The following is a 20,692-nucleotide window of genomic DNA, read 5'->3' on the forward strand; positions in this document are numbered from 1 at the left end:
CCGAAACCAAATCAACAGGTTTCGGATTTTTACACATCAGCAGGATCGGTCAATGGATCCTTAACTGATCGGCATTAAGCCAATGGCTCGCTTTTTTGCATTCAATTCAAGGGGTCGATCAGGAGAGACGACGCTTGAACTCGCCGGTGCGGCTGTCGATTTCGATCTTGTCGCCGATCTCTACGAAGGCGGCAACCGCCAGCTCGTAGCCAGTGCCCTTCAGGCGGGCAGGCTTGGTCACTTTACCTGAGGTGTCGCCACGGGCGGCCGGCTCAGTGTACTCAACTTCGCGAACTATGGTGGTCGGCAGTTCTACGGAGATGGCTTTCTCGTTGTAGAAAGTCACTTCGCAGATGTCTTCCATGCCGTCTACCAGGTAGTTCAGCACGTCACCCAGGTTGTCTTTCTCGACGTCGTACTGGTTGTACTCGGTATCCATGAAGACATACAGGGGATCGGAGAAGTAGGAGTAGGTGCACTCTTTACGCTCCAGCTGAACCACGTCCAGCTTGTCGTCGGCCTTGAATACGGTCTCGGTCGCGCTACCGTTGAGCAGACCCTTCAGTTTCATCTTGACCACGGCGGAGTTACGGCCGGATTTGTTGAACTCAGCCTTCTGGACCACCATCGGCTCGGTGCCGATCATGACTACGTTACCAGCGCGGATTTCCTGTGCGGTTTTCATGTAAAAAATTCCTGTTCGTGAAACGGACGGATAAAAACTGCCAGATTATATACGGCTTTCCAAAAATTTCACCAACCGCGTGACGAGATCCCCGTCCTCGAGCAGCTTCTGTGACCAGCTTCGCGCATCTTGCTGCCAAATAGCGCTATATCGGGGCCATTGGGCCCAAAGTTTGCTGGTATCTTCCCCCAGGTTGAGGGCGTGGTTGAAAGCCCGCAACCATTGGGCTGCCTCCGGGGAAAAGTCCGCCAGATAGTGATCGAGAAAACCGTCCAGCTTGACCATGTGGGCCTGCTCTTCCTGCGGGTAGATGTGCCACAGGAAGGGGCGGGCGGCCCACTGTGCCCGCACGAAGGAGTCCTCGCCGCGCACCAGATTGAGATCGCAGCTCCACAGCAGCCGGTCGTAGCCTGCCTGATCCGTCATGGGCAGCAGCTTGATGGTGAGGCTGCCCGCGTGCAGCAAATCCCCCGCCTTGGTAGTGGCGATGGCGCTCGCAAGGCCGGCGCCGCGCAGCACGTCATTGAGCGAGCGCCCCAGCGGTAATAGCAAAGTAACGGGGGTTGGGCTCTGACACCAGCCCTCTATCAGGCTCACAAGCGCTTCGCTCTCGTAGGTAAAGAGGCTGACTCTCAGCTCATTGTCCCCTTTGGGCGGCAATCCCAGGCTGGCCCAGTAGGCGGCAAGGCCAATCTCATCCTGTTGCCACTGCTCGCAGGCGGCGATGAGCCCCTGCTCGCACAAGAGGCCGCCGGTTCTGGGGGTGAAGCCCGGGAAGAAGAAGTATTTTTTGAGGCTCAGGTCGCCGACCCGCTGGGGCGACGCAAGGCCGTGGCAATCCTCGACCCAGGGTTCGGCCGAGAGGTACTCCAGATTGATCCAGCAGGGGGTTGGCTGCTGCTGCGTCATACGTTGGGTAAAGGCAGCGGGCAGTTCGCAGGCAAACGCCTCTATGACTACCTTTGCCGGGATCACATCCGCCGGCAGCGCGTCGTGCCAGTGCTGGATATAGATGCCCTGTTGCCACTGACCGTCCAGCGCGGGATCGAGCCCCGGGCAGATGCGGGCGAAGCTGGCCAGATCGTCCACCCAGAGCCTGACGCTACCCTGGTCTTGCTGTTTCAGCTGACGAGCGAGCCGCCAGGTGACGCCTATGTCGCCGAAGTTGTCCACGACGCAGCAGAAAATATCCCAGTCGAATGGCGGTAGTTTGAGTGGCGAAGAGGTTGTCATGTGAGGGCACCGATGGAAAAGAGATACAAAAAAACCGGTGTGCAGGGTAGCACACCGGTTGGCTGGCTTCTAAGGGACTGCCGTCAGCCTGCCTGGCTCATCGCGTTGCGCTGGCAGACAGCAGGGGCAGGTTTACTCCTTGCCGTAGACGTTGTTTTCTTGCTCGCGCACCCGGATGAAGGTGGTGTGTGCTGAGTTCAGCTCCTTTCTCGGGGCAAACTCATTCCTTGCCGTAGACGTTATTTTCTTGCTCGCGCACCCGGATGAAGGTGGTCCGTTTGGTCAGCTCCTTGAGCTGGCTGGCGCCGACGTAGGTGCAGGTGGAGCGCACACCGCCCAGGATGTCGCGCACCGTGTTCTCGACCGGGCCGCGATAGGGCAACAGTACCGTTTTGCCCTCGGAGGCACGATAGTCGGCGACGCCGCCGGCGTGCTTGTCCATGGCACTCGATGAGCTCATGCCGTAGAACTTCATGAAGGGGGTGCCATCCACGTCCACCACTTCGCCGCCGCACTCCTCGTGGGCTGCCAGCATGCCGCCCAGCATCACGAAGTCGGCGCCGCCGCCGAAGGCTTTGGCTACGTCACCCGGGCAGGTACAGCCGCCGTCACCGACGATCTGGCCACCGAGGCCGTGGGCCGCATCGGCACACTCTATGATGGCGGAGAGCTGGGGATAGCCGACCCCTGTCTTGACCCGGGTGGTACAGACCGAGCCCGGGCCTATGCCGACCTTGACGATGTCGGCACCGGAGAGGATCAGCTCCTCGACCATCTCGCCGGTTACCACGTTGCCTGCCAGGATGACGTGGTTCGGGCAGGCTTCACGGATCTTGCGCAGGAACTCGACGAAGTGCTGGGAGTAGCCGTTGGCCACGTCCACGCAGATGAAACGCAGGGCCGCCGACATGGCCAGGATCTGGCGGGTCTTGGTGAAATCGTCTTCGGAGGTGCCGGTCGATACCATGACATGGCCGAGCAGGGTCGGATCCGTGCTGTTGACGAAGGCTTGCCACTGCTCAAGGCTGTAGTGCTTGTGTACCGCTGTCATCATCTCGAAGCCTGCCAGTGTCCTGGCCATGGCGAAGCTGCCGACGGTATCCATGTTGGCTGCGATGACGGGAACGCCCTGCCATTGGGTCTGGGTGTGCTTGAAGGTGAACTGACGGGTCAGGCTGACTTGGGAACGGCTCTTGAGGGTAGAGCGCTTGGGGCGGAACAGGACATCCTTGAAACCGAGCTTCAAGTCTTCTTCGATACGCATTACGAATTCCTTATTGAGCCTTGTTGAAAGTCACTTTTGCAGTGGTCAATTTTCGGCAGGCGCAAAAAAACCGGCGGTTTTCAGGGCCTCCGGTTTACAACAGTGTAGGCAAAAATCCCGCCAGAACAAGACTGATAATTCACACATCATTGTGGTAGCCTTTGGCGTCACAACCTGAGCGCAGCCTCAGGTGTCATCCAGCACCACTTTTTCTCCGAACGCTTCCGCCAGTTAACGCTTCAAAAGAATCCCTTTATGGCTTGAGGTCGTGATCCTGACGCGGGCAGCTCGAGCGCCGCGCTCATCGGCCTGACGCCGCGTTTCGTCAGTTGACAGCAGGCGTTTCCATCCCCACTCTTGGCCTCTCGGGCCCTTGTCGGCCCTGATCTGACGAGGAATGAAGATGCTTGTATTGCGAACCATGACCTTGCTGTTGGCTTGCCTCTCCCTGCCGGGAATGGCATGGGCGGCAGCGTCCCCTGCCGTGTATGGCTGGATTGAGAAGGGACTGATCATGCCAGGCGGTGTGGCGGTGAAGATGAAACTCGATACAGGCGCTCTGACCTCTTCAATGGATGCGCGGGATCTGCACCACTTCAAGCGCGATGGCAAATCCTGGGTGCGCTTTACCCTGCAACTGACCGATGCCAACACCGACAAGCCGGTGAGCCAGACGCTGGAGCGGCCGGTGGAGCGCATGGTCAAGGTGCGAGGCGCCGGTGGCATGGAGCAGCGGCCGACGGTGACCATGTCCATCTGTCTGGGGGACAAGGTGTACAAGGAGTGGTTCACCCTGCGGGATCGCAGCAAGATGATCTATCCGGTGCTGATTGGCCGTCGTCTGCTGGCGGAGCTGGGGGCTGTGGATTCGAGCCAAACCTTTACGGTGAAGCCCGCTTGCCGTTGAAGGTCAGTGTGAATGTCACGAACAAGGAAGTGGAGGCCCCGGCCTCCACTTTTTATTGATGCGCCTTGCCGGCTTTATGCCAAGGCGCGCAGGGGCGGCGCAGGCAGCCGCACGCTGACTTCCAGTCCCCCCTCTGGCCGGTTGTGGATGTCCAGATCTGCGCCGTGCAACTGGGCGATGCGCGAGACGATGGCCATGCCGAGCCCGACTCCGTCACCTTGCTGTGGATTGACCCGAAAGAAGCGTTCACACAGGCGCGACAGAGCCGCAGTGGGAATGCCGGGGCCTGTATCGCGGATATCGATCCTGACCTGATTGCCCTCCTGCTGCACCTCGACCGCGATCTCGCCCTGGGCCGGGGTGTAACGCAGCGCGTTGTCGATGAGGTTGCTGAACATCAGATCCAGCAGTGTGCTTTGACCCATCACAGTCAAGTGCTCGGCTCCTTCCAGTGACAGCTGCTGGCCCTTTTTAAGGGCGATGGGCGCCAGCGTGGCCAGTGTGCCTTGCAGCAAATTCCCCAGGTCAAGTTCGGTCAGCTCCAATCCTTGCTGGCTGTCGATGCGCGCCTGGGTCAGCAACTGGCGGATCAAGCGATCGCTGCGATCGAGCGCCAGCAACATCTTGTGAAGTGACTGCTGGCGGCTGGCGTCATCCTCGGCGGCCAGCGCATTCTCGCTGTGGATGCGCAGTACCGCCAGCGGCGTGCGCAGCTCGTGGGCCGCCTCGTTGGTAAATTGCTTCTCCCGCTCTATGGTGTCGGCCAGAGCGTGCATCAGGCGGTTGATCTCGTCGGTGAGCGGAGTCAGCTCCTGGGCGCGGATCTTCAGATTGAGCGGGCTCAAGTTGGCAGGATGACGTTCGCCTATGGCCTGTGCCAGCAGTCGCAGCGGCGCCAGGCCACGGGAGATGAGCCACCATAGCAGACCGAGCAGGAAGGGCAGCGTGATGAGCAGCGGCAGCATGGCCAGGGTAGCCATCTTGCTGGCCAGTTCACTGCGCTCGTCATCCCGCTCCGCCACAACGAGCCAGGTATGCTCGTTCTGGTTATAGAGAGTGAAAGTGCGCCATTGATGCCGGTCTTTTTCTACCGTGTTGAAGCCGGGGGCCAGCTCGACCAAGGGCTGGTTCGGGGCGCTCGGGGAGCGCAGCAGTATGCCGCCTTGCTCATTGAGCAGCTGAAAGTAGAGATTGCGCTCGAACTCGTGCCCAAGGGGGGTCAGCTCCCTGTCCTCTCCTCGCAGATTGAAGCTGGTGTCCTTTTGCCACTGGTCCGGGTTGTGCTGTTCCCACTCTTCATAGACGGTGCCGTTGGCGGGCAGGGCGCTGTGCTGATCCAGATAGCGGCTGAGCAGTTGGTTGGTGATGCGGGAGGATTGAGCGAGACGAGCATCGAACAGCTCCTCCATCTCGTGGCTCGCTTCCAGATAACCGATAAGGGCGCTGATGGCCAGGCTGGTACTGACCAGCGCCAATATGCCGGAGAGCAGAAAGCGGCGGATGGAGCGGGGGTGATTCATGCAAAGGGCTCCCTGTGCTGTGGCTGCTCAGAGTCGGGGGATATGTTGCCGCTGCCGCGAGCTGAACCAGGGTGACTCATGCAAGGTGACCTTTATGCTGTGACTGTTCAAGCTGGGGGACTATGTAACCTACACCACGGATATTGCGGATGAGGTCGCTGTAGAACTTTTTGCGCAGATGGTGGATATGCACCTCCACCGCATTGCTCTCGGCGCCTTCATCCCAGCCATACAGGCTCTGCTGCAACTGATCCTTGCTCAGTACCCGGCCGCTCTGGGTAACGAGCTCCTGCAACAGCTTGTATTCGTGGGGGGTGAGCTTGACCGGTTCGCCCCTATAGGTGACCTGTTGTGACTCAGGGTGGATGAGGATGTCGCCATATTCGAGCACCGCCTGGGCTTGCCCCTTGCTGCGCCGCACTAGGGCGCGCAGGCGGGCATTGAGCTCCTGCAGGGCGAAGGGCTTGACCATGTAATCGTCGGATCCCGCATCCAGCCCCAGTACCCTGTCGTCCAGGGCATCGCGGGCCGTGAGGATCAGTACCGGCAGCACCTGGCCTTCCCGGCGCAACTTGCGCAGCAAGCTGATGCCGTCGATGTCCGGCAGATTGAGATCCAGAATGAGGGCGGCGAACTCCTCACTCTTGAGCACAGACAGGGCGGGCAGCCCCTGCTGCAGCCAGTCCACTGTGTAGCCACTGCTGCGCAGGGCATCCACCATGCCATCGCCCAGCATCACATCATCTTCTACCAGCAGGATCCGCATTGTGTTCCCCCTTGCTACCTGGTTCATGGTTTACGCCAGTGACATAAACGACGCTGCCCACCAGTATGCAAGCGGGCGGGCAGAGTTTACATCACTGATTTATCAGGGTGATTTATAGCTTGGCGAGCCGGTCGCGGATTTCGAGGCGACGACCCTGATCTGCCAGCTCGCGGCCGGGGCGGTCCGGTGCGGCCAGCGCCTTGTCCAGATAGGTTTTCGCTTCGGCTTTGCGACCCTGATCCAGCAGGAAGTCGCCATAGAAGAAGTTGGGATCTATGCCGGCGGGGTTGAGTGCCAGCGCCTGCTTGAGTAGCTCCTCTGCCTTTTCATCATCGCCAAATCCCACCGGCCAGCCCGGTACCTGGTAGTAGAGTGAGCCCAGACTGGTGTAGGCAGAGCCTTCCAGCGCCTTGGGATCCTGCTTGAGGGCGATCTCCAGTTTGGCCTTGGCCTCTTTCACCAGACCCAGGGCATCAAGCCCACCCTTGGCGCCGGCCCAGGTGCTCTTGACGATGGCCGACCAGATCAGCAGGTCGGTCCGAAAGGCCTCTTTGGCGCTGGCCTGATCGGTCTGGCTGCTCAGGGTTTCAAGGCAGCTCTCCTTGGCCTTGCCGGTTTGCTGGTACTGGCAGACGGCCCACTGTTGCTGGATCGGAATAAGCGCATCATCCGCAGCCGCGACACAGCTTGAACCCAGCAGGAGGGCGATGGCACAGGAGGTGGTAGAGTTAAGGGAAAAGCTCATATCAAGGTTCCTTTTTGGTCGGGATCGGGCGGGACAATGCCGGTTGCGGCGCAGCTCTTGCGCTGGTGTCTGCCGTCCTTGGTGGAAGGTGGCGGGCGTAGCGTTCAATGATGGGCAGTTGTTTGGCCAGCGCCCGATCGACAATGCCGGGCAGCAAGGCATTGAGCCGTACGAACAGTTTTTCCGGCCAGCCGAGCCAACTGCGGCGGGTCTCGTTGCACAGAGCGATGACGGCGGCTTCGGCGACTTCCTGCGGGCTGTCGGTCTGGGTTCCGAGCTCGGCATTCATCTCGTATGCTGCCTCTGAGTTGAGACGGGTACGGGTCGCACGGGGAGAGAAGTGCAGCACTTTGATGCCGGAGCCTTCCAGTTCCCGTCCCAGCGCTTCGCTAAAGCCGCGCAGGGCGAACTTGCTGGCACAGTAGACGCTGTAACCCGGATACCCTATGGCACCAAAACTGGAGCCGATATTCATGATGATGGCGGGTTTACGCAAATGGGGCAGCAGGGTGCGGGTAAGCTGAATAGGGGCCTCGATGTTGAGCAGCAGCTGACGCTCCACCTGCTCGGCGCTTTGATCTTCCAGCCAGGCGAACTGGTTGCAGCCAGCGTTGTTGATCAGCACATCCAACCCCTCTTCCAATGCAGGGTGTTGCAGCGAACGGGCCCGTTCCTGGTGGGATCCCAGATCGGCGACCACTGTCTGGTGGCGTTCCGGATGGGGCAGCTCCTTGCAGAGGCGATCCAGCACGCTGGCTCGGCGACCGTGCAGCAACAGGTGTGCCCCCTGCGCCGCCAGCTCCTGGGCCAGCGCTTCGCCTATCCCGCCGCTTGCACCCGTGAGCAGCACTCGCTTTCCTTGCAGTTTCATAGGGTTGGGGTTCCTGTTCCTTGATTGAGCCTGCCGTGGGTGAGCGACATGTCTTTCTCCCTTTGCCGTCTCATTGCGGGTTGTCTGTCAGCTGATAGAGCATGTCGGCATAGAGGCGATAAACCACCTTGGCCGAGTGGATGATGGCGGCCTGATCGGCGGGATCTTCAACCCGGTTCATCAGGGACTCGAAGAACTTGAGATGCTCCTGATCCAGAGTGCCGTGGGAACTCAGGTAGCTCATGGCCTGGGGTGGCAGACCGAGGCCCGCCTTCAACTGATCGGCCACGGTCAGGGCGATGGCGACACTGGTGCCTTCCAGCACCTGCACCATGCCGAAGAACCCCATGGGGTTGCCGCGCTGGATCTGGTCATAGAGAAAAGCCACCATCAGCTCGATAGGCAGACCGGGCTGGCCATGGCGCACTGCCTCGGCATCCCCGCCACAGGCGCGGATATCGTTCAGGATCCACTCCTGATGGCCGTACTCCTCCTCGATATATTCGGCAATGGCGCCCCGTACCCATTCGTACTCCTGACCCAGCTTGCCGCCTGTGGCCATCAGCAGCGGTACCGTATGGCGCACGTGGTAGAAGGCTTGAGACAGAAAATCAACATAGGTGCCGCGGGAGATATCTCCCTTGCGGCACGCCTCTATGATGGGGGCATTGAACAGATGTTCCCGTGCCGATGCGGTAGCGTGTTGCAGCGTGTGATAGAAGCTCATGAGGTCTCTCCGGTAAGGCATTGGCTGATTTGACGGGAAAAGTGGTGATAGATCCGCTCGCGGCGGGGGCGACCGTTGGCAGTCAGCAGATCGGGATGCTGATCCAGTGTCACCGGCAGCCAGTGATGGATGCGGGCATAGTCGGGCAGGCGCTGATTGAGCTGCTCAACCTGTTGCGCCAGCTGGGCGTCTTCCCCGGGTCGCGACTGGATCAGGGCGACGTTGGCGGGCTGGCCATCGCCGAAGATCACGATGCGGGCAATGGCCGGACAGAGCTGGGCTTCTGCCTCGACCCATTCGGGGGAGAAGTTGCGGCCAAAGGCGGTGATCTGCACGTTCTTCTTGCGCCCCGTGATGTGCAGGTAACCCGCCTCATCCAGATGACCCAGATCGCCGGTGGCGATCTGCACGGTAGAAGGGTCATCGGTGGCAAACTGGGCGGGTTGTGGTTCGTCTGAGCCCAAATAACCCAGCATGGCAGCGCCCTCCACCAAGATCTCGCCATCAGCGGCGATCTTGATCCGGCAGTGGGGCAGGGGCTGACCCACGCTGCCGAGGCTGTGGCCATCAGGCCCATTGAGTGCGACGACGGAGCCGCATTCCGACAGGCCATAGCCTTCAAACACCGGCAGCCCCAGCTTGCGGGCGCGACTGATAAGCTCGGGGGCGACCTTGCCGCCGCCCACGGCGACTAAGCGCAGGCTGGTGAGACGTTCGGCCAGTGCCACATCGGCACTGCACAGGGCGAGCAGCAGGCGCAGCAACTCGGGCACCAGCACCAGGCTGTGGGTGGGCCAGCGCAGCAGGGCCTGGGTCAGGGTGGCCGGATCCAGCTTGCTGGAGCCGGAAAATCCCAGTTCACCCAGCGAGGGAATACGGCTGCAGGCACCGGTGAGCAACAGCACGTAGAGGCCGGTCAGGTTCTCCAGCAGTGTGGTCAGCGGCAGCAGGGTCAGGTGTTTCTCTACCTGCGCCGGGGCGACTCGCCGGGCCAGTGAATCACAGACCGCCATCATATGTTCAAGGGAGAGACAGACCCCCTTGGGTTGCCCCGTGCTGCCGGAGGTGTAGGTTATCTTGGCGGTACCAGCAGGCAGGGTGGGCACCCGTACCGGCTGGATGCGCCACAATGGCAATTCACCCACAGAGAGCAGCAGTGGCGAGCTTGCCTGCCAGCCCTGATGATGAGGGCCGATCAGGGCATCTGCGCCGCTGCTCTCCAGTAGCCACTCCTGCTGCTCCGGGCTGAAAAAGTGCGGCACAGGAATGACCACTATGCCTGCCTTTGCACAGGCGAGATCGATCAGCGCCCAGGGCAGGCCGTTATCCAGTTGCAGTGCCAGCCGGGCAATGCCTGCCTGTTGCAGGCGCTCGGCCAGGGCGGAGATCTGCAGCCACAACTGTTCGTAGCTGATCCTATGATTGCTGCCGCTCAGCGCCGTGCTGTGCGGATCACTGTGGGCGAAGTGGGCTATCCGGTCGAACAGCATCATAAGGCGCTCCGCTGCGGGCAGTTGAACAGGGATGGCATGGGGGCGAGCAAGGAGAGCAGCAAGCTGCCCTGGGCCAGGGCTTGCCGCCCCTGATTGAGGTCACCCACCATCACCTTGGGCTGGCAGTGGTAGTAGGCTCCCCAGGCATTGGCATCCTCTCCGACCTGGTCGGCCCTGGCGGGGGCCAGCTCGATCAGGCTGAGACTGAGGCGATGAAAACTGTTGCGCAGTTTGGCTGTGCTGGTGAAGACAACGTGATCGAGGGCGTTGTCGCACAGCAAACGACACAGCGCCGCAAACATCAGGCGGGCATTGCCCGGTTCGCTGCAGGCCAGATTGCCGACCTCGACGATGCGATCCCGCCGGGCACGCACACCCAGCCGGGTCTCGATGGCTGCCTCTATGGGCTGATCCAGATACTGTTCCAGATAGAGGCGCTCCTCGCTGGCCTGCTTGAGGCCACAGGCGCCGACCAGCAAGCCATCGGCCCGGTAGAGACCCAGCAAGCAGGGCAGGAAGTGGGGGATACGGGCATCGAATTCGTGGCTGTAGGCGGCCTGAATATAAGCCTGCAAGGCCATGACCTGTTCCGGTGTGTCGGCCAGGATCAGCCGGTAGGGGGCTTGAATGTCTGTGGTCATGGATGGCTCCTTCTTGTCTGTTAGGGTCAGACTAAAGGGGCAAACTTAAGAAACACTTAAGAGTGGGAAGAACAGCCTCATTTTTACCCAAAGGAACAGAAAACAGCCGCAACTAGCGGGGCTGCAGGCGGTTATTCCATGGGACAAAACCCCTTGTCAGCGGCCGCCGGGGCAGGCAAGCTGGCGCCCATTTCGAGCCCATCCCGGATTGGGCCTGTCACTCTCGTGAGGAAATCCCATGTGCCCGTCTCCTTGCCCGCTGTGCGGTGCAGTCGATTCCTATGCGCTGCCGGTGGCCGGCAAGCATTACCATCGTTGCCGGTCCTGCGAGCTGGTCTGGCTGGATGGCGCCGATCATCTGGGGCCGTCAGCGGAGAAGGCAGTCTATGACGGACACGACAATCAGGTGGACGATCCCCGCTACCGCCATTTTCTGATGCGTGCCTTCGGCGAGGTGCTGAGCCGGGTGCCGCCACCGGCCAGCGGCCTCGATTTTGGCTGTGGCCCCGGGCCTGCGCTCATCGCCATGGGGCGGGAGGCGGGCTACCAGATGGCGGGTTATGACAAGTTCTATGCCGATCTTCCCGACTTGCTCACCCGCCAGTATGACTTCATCACCAGCACTGAGGTAATCGAGCATATCGCCGACCCGCGCGCTGCACTGGACGTGCTCTGGGGCTGCCTCAAGCCCGGCGGCATCCTGGTGCTGCAGACCCAGCGGGTGCTGGACGATGACCGTTTCAAAACCTGGCGCTATCGGCACGACCCGACCCACATCGTCTTTTTTGCCGAGGCCTCGTTTCGCGCGGTGGCCATTCGCTGGCAGGCCGACGTCCTGTTTCCCCATGGGGATGTGGTCGTCTTCACCAAACCCTGAGCAGGGCGTTTTCATTTGGTCATGAGTTGGGCATGCTGGTGGCCTTAAACCCTGGAACGGATGCCCCTATTTCCATGTCGATCCCTCATTTGTCACTGCAAGATGCCCGCCACCTGCAGCTCGCAGCCCAGGGGCTGCTGACCCCGCGTCGTGCCAAGGCCAAGCCTGCGGATCTGCTGGCGACCATTCGGCGTATGGCGCTGCTGCAGATAGATACCATTTCAGTGGTGGCGCGCAGCCCCTATCTGGTGCTGTTCAGCCGACTGGGGCAGTACGATCCTCGCTGGCTCGAACAACTGTTGGCCGAGGGGGACATCTTCGAGTATTGGGCCCATGAGGCCTGTTTCATTCCCCGCGAGGATTACCGCCTGCTGCGTCATCGCATGCTGGATCCTGCCGCCATGGGCTGGAAGTTTTCGGCCAACTGGCTAGCCACCCATCAGCAGGAGATAGGCCAGATTATCGAGCGTATTCGCCAGCATGGCCCGGTGCGGGCCGCCGACTTTGAGCGCAAGGGGGAGAAGGGCAACGGCTGGTGGGACTGGAAGCCGGAGAAACGCCATCTTGAGGTGCTCTTTACCGCAGGCCAGCTGATGGTGCGCGAGCGGCGCAATTTCCAGCGAGTCTATGATCTCGCCGAGCGGGTCATGCCCGACTGGTGTGACGAGCGGGATTTGCCGAGCCAGGAACAGGTCCGGCGGGAGATGGTGCAGGCAAGTTGCCGCGCCCTTGGGCTGGTCAAGACCGGCTGGGTCGCCGACTACTATCGGCTGCGCCGCGGTAAATACGATGTCCTGCTCCATCAGCTGGCGGACGAGGGGGAGCTGTTACCGGTACGGGTGGAAGGGTGGCAGCACGGCGCCTTTGTTCATGCATCCCTCGCCGATGAGTTGGCCATGGCCCGGGCCGGCACCCTCAAGGCGACCCACACCACGGTACTGTCGCCGTTTGATCCCCTGGTCTGGGATCGCAAGCGGGTCAGCGAGCTGTTCAACTTTGACTATCGCATCGAGTGCTATACCCCGGCGCCAAAGCGCCAGTATGGCTACTTCGTGTTGCCGCTGCTGCACCGTGGCAAGCTGGTGGGGCGCATGGATGCCAAGGCCCATCGCCAGCAGGGGATCTTCGAGATCAAAAGCCTCTATCTGGAAGATGGGGTGAGAGTGACCCGTACACTGGCGCAGGATTTGGCCAGAGCGCTGCAAAAGTTGGCCGACTGGCATCAGACGCCGGCCCTGCAATACGGCGTCATTCCCGCACCCCTGCTGGCGCTGTGGTCGGAGTCATTGTTTACTATTTAGTTTATTGATTAGTAAGTATTTTTAAGTTTTTTAACGCTAGTTGGTTGGCGGGCAGCTACCAGATCACACCATGGGAGGCATCAGTATGGTGACAGGAAAAGAAGATAATGCACTGCTTCGCGGTGTTTCAGCAGAGTTCGGTTACTACCCGGTGTTCTGCAATATTGAGACCGATAGATTCTCTATCAGAACACTTCCCGAATATGAAAGTATCGTAGCGGTCGTATCAGGAGACTCGAATGTCCTCAAAGGTTGGATCTATCCGGGGGCACTGCAATATAGAGAATTTATGAACGGAAATGTTCGTTCAATGCCGTACAACGCTCGAGTTTTCGGTCTTCCCATGACCCATGTCCTGACGCTTCCTGAGAGTAGAAATAGAGAGGAACTCGATTTCGTTGTGTGGTGCTTATCCTTTTTCATCGGTATGCGGCTAACCACAACAGAGGCGGGCTTTCTTGATGCAACCCCCATCCAGCCGGGAAAGCTCGTTGATTTTATCCTGAGTCGCAGCACTATCGCTGATGTCATCGAGTTGGCGCTGGACTATCTGGAATCGGAGCGTGGTGATGCTCGTGCACCTAAGCGGGTGACAGCTGTCATCCATGCCTTGTTTCTGGCGCAGTATCCACAGAATCTCTCTTTTGAGCGGTTTCAGTACCTCTACATGGCACTGGATGCCTGTTTCAAGCTTGTTGTCGACAAGGAGGCGACGACGTCTCGCATTTCTCATGCTGGGCGTGTTCAATGGATGTGTGAAAAGTTTGATATGCCCGTGCCTGATTGGGCTAAGCACAGCCAAACTGAGCCCTCATCGCTATCAGTCGTTCGTAATTACACCTTCCACGAAGCCATCTTCTTTGATGGGCCGTTGGGATTTGCGAGTTATGGTGGTAACCAGCGCTTAGCAGAACAGGAAAACACCCTACTGCAAATGGAAGCATTGGTTTGTCGTTTGCTGGTGGCTATCCTTGGTAAACCTAGCGTCGGTTATGTTAAAACTTCCGTCAATTCTCGAGAAATTCATGCACTTGAACTGTGTGGATGAAGGCCTGAGTTAAACCGCAAATAAAAAACCGGGCACTGGGCCCGGTTTGTCATTCAGTCAATCAATATGCGCTTACTGGAATACCAGCACCATCAGCAGACCGACGGTAATGGCAGACACCAGGAAGGCGAAGCCATAGAACACATAGTGGTGCAGCTTGGTGGTGTGGATCCCCAGATCATGCAGACCGTGGTAGATACGGTGCATGCCGTGCCAGATCGGCAGGGCGATGATCACCAGCAGTATGCAGGCACCCCACCAGGAGCTGGCGAATGCGTGGGCACGATCAAAGCTCATGGTCTCCACGTCCATGATACCCATGGGCACCAGCAGACCTGTGATGAGGACAATCACCGGCAGCAGCATGGCAACCACCATGCCACCGGCACCAAACAATCCCCAGTAGATGGGCTCGTCAGAACGTCTCATTATTAATCTCCTCAAGCCACGATGATCAGGATCAGCAGGGATACCACCGCCAGCGCCACATACTGGGCGATAACGATCGGCTTCTCCGGCACCAGGTCTTCACCACGGAAGATGCGCATGGCCTTGGGCGCCAGGGCGAACCAGGTCTTGGCGTGAAACAGGCAGGCTGCCAGCGCAATGACGTGGAACAGGATGGCGATCGGGCTTTGCAGGGATTCCAACCAGCCGTTGAACGCTTCCTGACCCTGAACCAGTCGCAGCAGACCCCACATCAGCACGACGGCATAGATGGAGACGAAGATACTGGTGCCTTCACGGATCATGTAACCGGTGTAGAAGGCATTCTTCAGCCACCAGTCTTTCTTCATTTCGCGGACGTAAGGCTTACGTTTGCTATTGGTGTTGTTCATGGTCTCATTCCTGATCTCAATCTGGCTTGAACATGGCGATCATGTAGTCCTTGGCACTCTCGACCTTGCCAAGCTGAATGGCTGCAGCCGGATCCACGCCCTTGGGGCAGACATCGGAGCAATAACCCACGAAAGTACAACCCCAGACGCCTTCGTCCTGGCTGATGATCTTCATCCGCTCCTTGGACGCGCTGTCACGGTTGTCGGCGTTGTAGCGATAGGCCAGTGCCAGTGTCGCCGGACCGGTGAACTTCTTGTTGATGCCATACTGCGGGCAGGCCGCATAGCACAGACCACAGTTGATGCACATGGAGAACTGGTGATATTTCGCCATGTCAGCCGGGGTCTGGGTGTACTCGCCATCACACAGGCTGCGCGGTTCGCTCGGGATGATGTAGGGCTTGATGCTCTCCAGCTTCTCGATGAAATCGGACATGTCGACCACCAGATCACGCTCGATCGGGAAGTTGTTGAGCGGCTCGATTTTCATCTTGCCTGGCAGATAATCGCGCAGGAAGGTCTTGCAGCCCAGCTTGGGAATGCCGTTGACCATCATGCCACACGAGCCGCAGATCGCCATACGGCAGGACCAGCGGAAGCTCAGGGTGGAGTCGAGCTGATCCTTGATGTATTGCAGGGCATCCAGCAGGGACATCTCTTTCAGGTAAGGCACCTGAAAGGTCTGCATCCAGGGCTCGTTGTCCTGCTCCGGGCGATAACGCAGGATTTCAATTTCGATCATCTCAGCCATTCTTCTTAGCCTCGTCTTGTTTCTCACCCTCGGAACCGTACACACGCTTGGCCGGTTGGGATTTAGTGATCTTCACATCGGAGTAATCGATGGTCGGGGCGCCTTCCTGGTTGTAGAAGGAGAGGGTGTGCTTGAGGAAGTTCACGTCATCACGCTCTTCGTAACCGTCCAGACGCTGGTGGGAACCGCGGGACTCTTTCCGGTTGAGAGCGGAGTGCGCCATGGCTTCGGCCACGTCCAGCATGTAGCCCAGTTCGATGGCGTACAGCAGATCCGTGTTGAAGACAGAGGACTTGTCGTTGATCTTGACCTTTTTGTAGCGTGCCTTCAGCTCGTTGATCTTGTCGATGGTGCCTTGCATCAGCTCTTCGGTACGGTAGATACCGACACCGGCTTCCATGGACATGCCCAATTCGTTGCGGATATCGGCCGGGTTTTCGGTCCCGTCTATGTCCATCAGCGAGAGGTGCTGCTTGATCAGTTGCTCGGCCTTGGCGGCCAGCGCTTGCGTGTCGCCGTGGGCTTGGGTCTTGGCGAATTCGCCAGCGTGCTCACCCGCTACCTTGCCGAACACCACTATCTCGGACAGGGAGTTGGAGCCCAGGCGGTTAGCGCCGTGCAGGCCGACGGAGGCACACTCGCCCAGGGCGTACAGACCCGGCATGCGGGTAGCACACTGACCGTTGGTCTCGATACCCCCCATGGTGTAGTGGGCAGTCGGACGTACCGGGATCGGCTCCTTGACCGGATCCACACCCACGTAGGCCTTGGCCAGCTCGCAGATGAAGGGCAGACGCTCTTTCAGATACTTCTCGCCGAGGTGGCGCAGGTCGAGGTGAACCACGTCGCCCATCGGGCCCTGGATCACGCGGCCTTTCTGCTGCTCTTGCCAGAATGCTTGGGAGAGACGGTCACGGGGACCCAGCTCCATGTGCTTGTTCTTCGGCTGGCCGACCGGGGTTTCCGGGCCCAGACCATAGTCTTGCAGATAGCGGTAGCCATCCTTGTTGACCAGAATGCCACCTTCACCGCGACAACCTTCGGTCATCAGTATGCCGGTACCAGGCAGGCCGGTCGGGTGATATTGAACGAACTCCATGTCGCGCAATGGCACACCATGGCGGTAGGCCAGGGCCATGCCGTCACCGGTGACTATGCCACCGTTGGTGTTGTAGCGGTAAACACGACCGGCGCCACCTGTAGCCAGAATGACAGACTTGGCCTGGATGAAGCGGGAGATGCCGTTCTGGATATCGAAGGTCAGGACGCCCTGCACGCGGCCATCTTCCACGATCAAGTCCATGCAGAAGTGCTCATCGAAGCGCTTGATGGTTGGATACTTGATGGAGGTCTGGAACAGGGTGTGCAGAATGTGGAAACCGGATTTGTCAGCCGCGAACCAGGTGCGGGGGATCTTCATCCCGCCGAAGCGACGTACGTTGGCTTTGCCGTCCGGCTTGCGGCTCCAGGGGCAACCCCAGTGCTCAAGTTGAACCATCTCTTTGGTGGCATTGTTGACGAAGTAGTCGACCACGTCTTGCTCACACAACCAGTCGCCACCGGATACGGTGTCGTTGAAGTGGTTTTCGAGGGAGTCATCATCACGGACAACACCGGCGGCACCGCCCTCTGCGGCCACTGTGTGGCTGCGCATCGGGTAGACCTTGGAGATCAGGGCGATCTCCAGCTCCGGGTGGGCTTCTGCTATGGCGATTGCGGCACGCAGGCCACCACCACCGGCACCGATGATGGCGACATCGGTCTTGATAATATCCACATCTGCCTCCTTAGGGATAGATTTGCTGGGCACGATTTTGCTCTATTAAAAAAATTCAGGCTTGATGCAAGTCAAACTGGTTTGTTTTAGTGCTTGGCAATGGTGAGTTTTATTAAAATCACCCCATTCCTTGGATGAAAACGCCGTAATTATCGCCATCCTTCAGTTATCGGTATCAGCCGCTGTCATTGCTATGGTTATTTTAAGCTTAGGATTATACGTAGTTTTCTTTCAAAAAAATGAGAAACACCTCTCTTTTTAGGTATTACCCATAAAGTTTTTAAGTTTTTTATCAAAAATATTTAATAAGAATTATTCACTGATTCGTGTTGGGTTGTTTGAGTTAAAAAAACTAATCCAAATTCGGAGTGGGATTTGTTGTTTCATGACAGGGAACTGTGCCGGATGAGCATTTATTTCCTCATAGTCCAGACGATTCATGTGGTAATAACTATTGAAACAAAAGCATTTTTTCATAAAAAAAGGGGCCTGCATGGCCCCTTTGGTTTGTGCTGATCAGATACGGAACATGCCGACCTGATTGCTCAGTTCACCTGAAATATTTTTAAGTTGTTCAGAGAGGTTGCGTGAGCTGTCGGCATCGACTGCCAGCTCGTCGGAGACATCCTTGACCGCCTGGATATTGCGACTGACCTCGTCGGTGACGGCACGCTGCTCCTCGGCGGCACTGGATATCTGGGTCGCCATGTCGGAGATCTGGTTGATGGAGGTGGTGATTTGCTCCAGTGCCTGAGTGGCATCGTTCGCATCTTCCACGCTGTTCTGGGCCAGCAACTGGCCTTCGTGCATGGTGCTGACAGCGCCCTGGGTATTGCGTTGCAGCGTCTCAATCATGCTGCGGATCTCGACGGTGGAGCTGTGAGTACGTTGTGACAGCACCCGCACCTCGTCGGCGACTACGGCAAAGCCACGACCCTGCTCACCCGCCCGTGCAGCCTCGATGGCGGCGTTGAGCGCCAGCAGGTTGGTCTGCTCGGCGATCCCCTGGATGGTAGAGAGGATGGTGTTGATCTCCTGGGCGTTCTTCTCCAGTTCCTGAATGATGCCGGAGGCCTGTTTGACCTGAGTGGCGAGATCCGTGATGGAACGCTGGTTGCGGGCGATGACTTGCTTGCCATGCTCACAACTGCTGGAGGAGCTGCGGGCCGCATCGGCGGTCTGCTCGGCGTTGTTGGCCACTTCCACCGCAGTAGCTGACATTTCGTGCACAGCCGTGGCGATCTGGGAGATCTCGTTTTGTTGACGTGCCAGACCCTGGTTGGCTTTCTCCGCCATGTTGTGGGAGGACTTGGCCTGATGGTTCAACTGGCCGGAGGAGTTGGAAATATCCTGCACCATCACGTGGATGCGATCGATGAAGGTGTTCACATGTTTTGCCACGACGCCCACCTCGTCTTCGCGCTCAATCTTGATGCGGCGAGTCAGGTCACCGTTGCCACGGGAGAGGTCGGCAATGGCTTCCCCCAGGGTTTTCAGCGGAGCCAGTGAACCGTTGATGGCCACATAGGAGAAACCGGCCACGATGAGAATGGTCAGCAAACCTTGCAGCAGGGCGGAGGTGACCATGCGGGAGACGGACTGATAGGCCACGGCTTCGTCCACCATCATGCCGTAATACCAGTTGGTATTCGGGATCGCGTTGAAGTCAAAGACCTCTTTCTTGCCGCTGATCACCAGCTCATTGATCATGCCATCGTGAGCCACCTGGTTGATGTAAGCCGCTGTCAACTCAGGTGCCAGACTGGTGGCGGGCTTCAGACTCAAGGAGGCATCGGGATGGGCGATGATGGTGCCATTGCTGTCTACCAGAATGGCGTAGGTGCCTTCTGTGGTGACCGCCAGAATGTCAGAAACCAGCGAGCTGATGGAGAGGTCTCCGGCGATGACCCCCTGGGTATTGCCACGCTGGAAGGGTTCGGCAATGGTCACGATCAACTGGCCAGTGGTGACGTCTGCATAGGGTGAGGTGATGGCCAGTTTGCCCGCAGCCATTGCATCCTTGTACCAGGGGCGTTGGCGGGGATCGTAACCGGCCGGCAGATCGGTCGGTTTACTCTGGATCATGCGCCCATCAGTGGTACCGGCATAAACCAGGTCAAAGCCCCCCGCGTTCATGGATTGAGCCAGGTGGCTGATCGGCTCATCTTCTTTGGCGAAGGCCTCCTTGGTGGAGGTGACTATGTTGATCCTGGCATCGAGCCAGCGGGAGATCCCCTTGACGTTGGCCACCGAGCTTTCGTCAATGATATTCCATACCAGCCGTTGGGTTTCGCTGCGCAGTTGGGAGGTGTTGTACCAGACTTGCAGGCCTGTGATGACCAGGATAATGACCCCGATGGCGAGGACAAGTTTGTTCTTGATGGATAAGTTCATGTGTACATCCTTGTGAGCGCCAGTCTGCGATGTGAGGTGTTATTGTTATGGGCCAACTCTTATCGGCCAAAGTTGAACTTTTTGTATCCCGGTGCGCACTTAAATTTATAGCCTAAATCAGCGCTTAGGGATCTCCTGCCGAAGTAATGAGTCCCCTTGCTTCGGGGGCAGGAAGCGATCCGGCCGGTTGGTAAATATGCCGTTAACCCCCATGGCCGCCAGTGCGGTCAGATCGTCACCATGATCGACCGTATAGACCAGCACTTTCAATCCGCGGTTGTGGGCATCCTGCACCAGTGCCTCATCGACGAAGTCCACATCACAGTTGAGTGACCAGGCTCCGAGCTCGGCAGCAAAGCGCGCCAGGGTGAGTGGCAGGGTAGCGGTCAGCGCCCCAAGCCGGATCTCGGGTCGCAAGGCGGCGAAACGGGCCAGTTCCGGGTGGTGGAAGGAGGAGACGACCCACTGAGCCGGTGTGAAACCCAGCTCGGCTTCGGCGCGCCGGGTCAGCAAGGCCACCTCGCTGGCAGTGTGCGCCCCTTTCAGCTCTATGTGCAGCTCGGCACGACCGGCGATGGTCGTCATCACTTGCCACAAGGTAGGGATCGACTCCCCTTGTCCGGCATCCAGACTGGCCAGATAGGCGCAAGATTGGGCTGTCAGCACGCCACTTCCGTCAGTACAGCGCTCGAGCCGCCGGTCGTGGAATACCCACAGCTCGCCATCGGCCTGCTGCACGTCTATCTCGATGGCTTGGGCCCCCAGTTCCAGCGCCAGCCTGATGGCCTTGAGGGTATTTTCCGGCGCCAGGCCACTGGCCCCCCGATGGGCGATGATCTGCATCATATAACTC

The 20,692-nt window shown here is 58.8% G+C and carries 20 protein-coding genes; 4 read left to right on the plus strand and 16 right to left on the minus strand.

Features of this window, described 5'->3' with window-relative positions; genetic code table 11:
• Positions 1-118: 118 nt before the first annotated feature.
• The 3 genes from efp to OKC28_RS15785 form a co-directional block, all read right to left on the minus strand.
• Positions 119-685, minus strand: coding sequence for an elongation factor P (efp, locus tag OKC28_RS15775; protein WP_021138194.1), 567 nt, complete (start codon positions 683-685; stop codon positions 119-121).
• Positions 686-730: 45 nt separating this feature from the next.
• Entirely contained in the window at positions 731-1,918 is a 1,188-nt protein-coding gene (gene earP, locus OKC28_RS15780; protein WP_270690235.1) for an elongation factor P maturation arginine rhamnosyltransferase EarP, read from the minus strand.
• A gap of 220 nt (positions 1,919-2,138) precedes the next feature.
• The gene (locus OKC28_RS15785; protein WP_125599516.1) at positions 2,139-3,182 is read right to left on the minus strand and encodes a GMP reductase; all 1,044 of its coding nucleotides are present in this window, start codon (positions 3,180-3,182) and stop codon (positions 2,139-2,141) included.
• Between the two features lie 403 nt (positions 3,183-3,585).
• Here OKC28_RS15785 and rloA3 point away from each other — a divergent pair, with 403 nt between their 5' ends.
• The gene (rloA3, locus tag OKC28_RS15790) at positions 3,586-4,089 is read left to right on the plus strand and encodes a retropepsin-like aspartic peptidase RloA3 (RefSeq protein WP_087755086.1); all 504 of its coding nucleotides are present in this window, start codon (positions 3,586-3,588) and stop codon (positions 4,087-4,089) included.
• Between the two features lie 74 nt (positions 4,090-4,163).
• On the opposite strand, the gene OKC28_RS15795 is transcribed toward rloA3, so the two are convergent.
• The 7 genes from OKC28_RS15795 to OKC28_RS15825 form a co-directional block, all read right to left on the minus strand.
• Positions 4,164-5,609: an ATP-binding protein gene (locus OKC28_RS15795; RefSeq protein WP_270690240.1), complete on the minus strand. Its 1,446-nt coding sequence runs from the start codon at positions 5,607-5,609 to the stop codon at positions 4,164-4,166.
• Positions 5,610-5,685: 76 nt separating this feature from the next.
• Positions 5,686-6,375: a response regulator gene (locus tag OKC28_RS15800; RefSeq protein WP_005317257.1), complete on the minus strand. Its 690-nt coding sequence runs from the start codon at positions 6,373-6,375 to the stop codon at positions 5,686-5,688.
• A 112-nt stretch (positions 6,376-6,487) separates the two neighbouring features.
• A complete protein-coding gene (locus OKC28_RS15805; RefSeq protein ID WP_270690243.1) occupies positions 6,488-7,120 on the minus strand; it encodes a tetratricopeptide repeat protein in 633 nt (210 codons plus the stop codon).
• 1 nt (position 7,121) lies between these two features.
• The gene (locus OKC28_RS15810) at positions 7,122-7,991 is read right to left on the minus strand and encodes an SDR family oxidoreductase (RefSeq protein ID WP_270690245.1); all 870 of its coding nucleotides are present in this window, start codon (positions 7,989-7,991) and stop codon (positions 7,122-7,124) included.
• Positions 7,992-8,061: 70 nt separating this feature from the next.
• Positions 8,062-8,718 carry a TenA family transcriptional regulator gene (locus OKC28_RS15815; protein WP_058393809.1) on the minus strand — a complete coding sequence of 219 codons (657 nt, stop codon included), beginning with the start codon at positions 8,716-8,718 and terminating at the stop codon, positions 8,062-8,064.
• Positions 8,715-10,211, minus strand: a complete 1,497-nt coding sequence (locus OKC28_RS15820; RefSeq protein ID WP_256684972.1) for an AMP-dependent synthetase/ligase — start codon at positions 10,209-10,211, stop codon at positions 8,715-8,717. Before OKC28_RS15820 ends, OKC28_RS15815 begins: the two co-directional genes overlap by 4 nt.
• Complete coding sequence (locus OKC28_RS15825) at positions 10,208-10,852, minus strand: thermostable hemolysin (protein ID WP_005317227.1); 645 nt, start codon at positions 10,850-10,852, stop codon at positions 10,208-10,210. The genes OKC28_RS15820 and OKC28_RS15825 overlap by 4 nt, the downstream gene beginning before the upstream one ends.
• A gap of 238 nt (positions 10,853-11,090) precedes the next feature.
• Between OKC28_RS15825 and OKC28_RS15830 the strand changes: the two genes are divergently transcribed.
• From OKC28_RS15830 to OKC28_RS15840, 3 genes are all read left to right on the plus strand, one after another.
• Positions 11,091-11,729 carry a class I SAM-dependent methyltransferase gene (locus OKC28_RS15830; protein WP_256684968.1) on the plus strand — a complete coding sequence of 213 codons (639 nt, stop codon included), beginning with the start codon at positions 11,091-11,093 and terminating at the stop codon, positions 11,727-11,729.
• 74 nt (positions 11,730-11,803) lie between these two features.
• Positions 11,804-13,030 (plus strand): winged helix-turn-helix domain-containing protein, encoded by a 1,227-nt coding sequence (locus tag OKC28_RS15835; protein ID WP_256684966.1) that lies wholly within the window; start codon positions 11,804-11,806, stop codon positions 13,028-13,030.
• Between the two features lie 85 nt (positions 13,031-13,115).
• A complete protein-coding gene (locus tag OKC28_RS15840; protein ID WP_256684964.1) occupies positions 13,116-14,078 on the plus strand; it encodes a hypothetical protein in 963 nt (320 codons plus the stop codon).
• Between the two features lie 72 nt (positions 14,079-14,150).
• On the opposite strand, the gene frdD is transcribed toward OKC28_RS15840, so the two are convergent.
• From frdD to OKC28_RS15870, 6 genes are all read right to left on the minus strand, one after another.
• Entirely contained in the window at positions 14,151-14,507 is a 357-nt protein-coding gene (frdD, locus tag OKC28_RS15845) for a fumarate reductase subunit FrdD (RefSeq protein ID WP_021138208.1), read from the minus strand.
• A gap of 11 nt (positions 14,508-14,518) precedes the next feature.
• Positions 14,519-14,917 (minus strand): fumarate reductase subunit C, encoded by a 399-nt coding sequence (locus OKC28_RS15850; protein WP_021138209.1) that lies wholly within the window; start codon positions 14,915-14,917, stop codon positions 14,519-14,521.
• A 16-nt stretch (positions 14,918-14,933) separates the two neighbouring features.
• Positions 14,934-15,668 carry a succinate dehydrogenase/fumarate reductase iron-sulfur subunit gene (locus OKC28_RS15855; protein ID WP_270690253.1) on the minus strand — a complete coding sequence of 245 codons (735 nt, stop codon included), beginning with the start codon at positions 15,666-15,668 and terminating at the stop codon, positions 14,934-14,936.
• Positions 15,661-17,445 carry a fumarate reductase (quinol) flavoprotein subunit gene (gene frdA, locus OKC28_RS15860; RefSeq protein WP_059111472.1) on the minus strand — a complete coding sequence of 595 codons (1,785 nt, stop codon included), beginning with the start codon at positions 17,443-17,445 and terminating at the stop codon, positions 15,661-15,663. The genes OKC28_RS15855 and frdA overlap by 8 nt, the downstream gene beginning before the upstream one ends.
• A 516-nt stretch (positions 17,446-17,961) precedes the next feature.
• Entirely contained in the window at positions 17,962-19,839 is a 1,878-nt protein-coding gene (locus tag OKC28_RS15865; RefSeq protein WP_256684961.1) for a methyl-accepting chemotaxis protein, read from the minus strand.
• A 117-nt stretch (positions 19,840-19,956) separates the two neighbouring features.
• A complete protein-coding gene (locus tag OKC28_RS15870) occupies positions 19,957-20,682 on the minus strand; it encodes a glycerophosphodiester phosphodiesterase (RefSeq protein ID WP_270690300.1) in 726 nt (241 codons plus the stop codon).
• Positions 20,683-20,692: the final 10 nt, after the last annotated feature.

This window comes from Aeromonas sp. D3, from assembly GCF_027705025.1.
GTDB classification, from domain to species: Bacteria; Pseudomonadota; Gammaproteobacteria; order Enterobacterales; family Aeromonadaceae; genus Aeromonas; species Aeromonas salmonicida.

Excerpts from the sequence above, each read along its gene's own strand:
- OKC28_RS15825 (WP_005317227.1), bottom strand. The coding sequence starts at position 10,852 with ATGACCACAGACATTCAAGCCCCCTACCGGCTGATCCTGGCCGACACA.
- OKC28_RS15810 (WP_270690245.1), bottom strand. The coding sequence starts at position 7,991 with ATGAAACTGCAAGGAAAGCGAGTGCTGCTCACGGGTGCAAGCGGCGGG.
- efp (WP_021138194.1), bottom strand. The coding sequence starts at position 685 with ATGAAAACCGCACAGGAAATCCGCGCTGGTAACGTAGTCATGATCGGC.
- OKC28_RS15865 (WP_256684961.1), bottom strand. The coding sequence starts at position 19,839 with ATGAACTTATCCATCAAGAACAAACTTGTCCTCGCCATCGGGGTCATT.
- OKC28_RS15815 (WP_058393809.1), bottom strand. The coding sequence starts at position 8,718 with ATGAGCTTCTATCACACGCTGCAACACGCTACCGCATCGGCACGGGAA.
- OKC28_RS15820 (WP_256684972.1), bottom strand. The coding sequence starts at position 10,211 with ATGATGCTGTTCGACCGGATAGCCCACTTCGCCCACAGTGATCCGCAC.
- OKC28_RS15855 (WP_270690253.1), bottom strand. The coding sequence starts at position 15,668 with ATGGCTGAGATGATCGAAATTGAAATCCTGCGTTATCGCCCGGAGCAG.
- frdD (WP_021138208.1), bottom strand. The coding sequence starts at position 14,507 with ATGAGACGTTCTGACGAGCCCATCTACTGGGGATTGTTTGGTGCCGGT.
- OKC28_RS15805 (WP_270690243.1), bottom strand. The coding sequence starts at position 7,120 with ATGAGCTTTTCCCTTAACTCTACCACCTCCTGTGCCATCGCCCTCCTG.
- OKC28_RS15795 (WP_270690240.1), bottom strand. The coding sequence starts at position 5,609 with ATGAATCACCCCCGCTCCATCCGCCGCTTTCTGCTCTCCGGCATATTG.
- rloA3 (WP_087755086.1), top strand. The coding sequence starts at position 3,586 with ATGCTTGTATTGCGAACCATGACCTTGCTGTTGGCTTGCCTCTCCCTG.
- OKC28_RS15850 (WP_021138209.1), bottom strand. The coding sequence starts at position 14,917 with ATGAACAACACCAATAGCAAACGTAAGCCTTACGTCCGCGAAATGAAG.
- OKC28_RS15870 (WP_270690300.1), bottom strand. The coding sequence starts at position 20,682 with ATGCAGATCATCGCCCATCGGGGGGCCAGTGGCCTGGCGCCGGAAAAT.
- OKC28_RS15830 (WP_256684968.1), top strand. The coding sequence starts at position 11,091 with ATGTGCCCGTCTCCTTGCCCGCTGTGCGGTGCAGTCGATTCCTATGCG.
- OKC28_RS15840 (WP_256684964.1), top strand. The coding sequence starts at position 13,116 with ATGGTGACAGGAAAAGAAGATAATGCACTGCTTCGCGGTGTTTCAGCA.
- OKC28_RS15835 (WP_256684966.1), top strand. The coding sequence starts at position 11,804 with ATGTCGATCCCTCATTTGTCACTGCAAGATGCCCGCCACCTGCAGCTC.
- OKC28_RS15800 (WP_005317257.1), bottom strand. The coding sequence starts at position 6,375 with ATGCGGATCCTGCTGGTAGAAGATGATGTGATGCTGGGCGATGGCATG.
- earP (WP_270690235.1), bottom strand. The coding sequence starts at position 1,918 with ATGACAACCTCTTCGCCACTCAAACTACCGCCATTCGACTGGGATATT.
- OKC28_RS15785 (WP_125599516.1), bottom strand. The coding sequence starts at position 3,182 with ATGCGTATCGAAGAAGACTTGAAGCTCGGTTTCAAGGATGTCCTGTTC.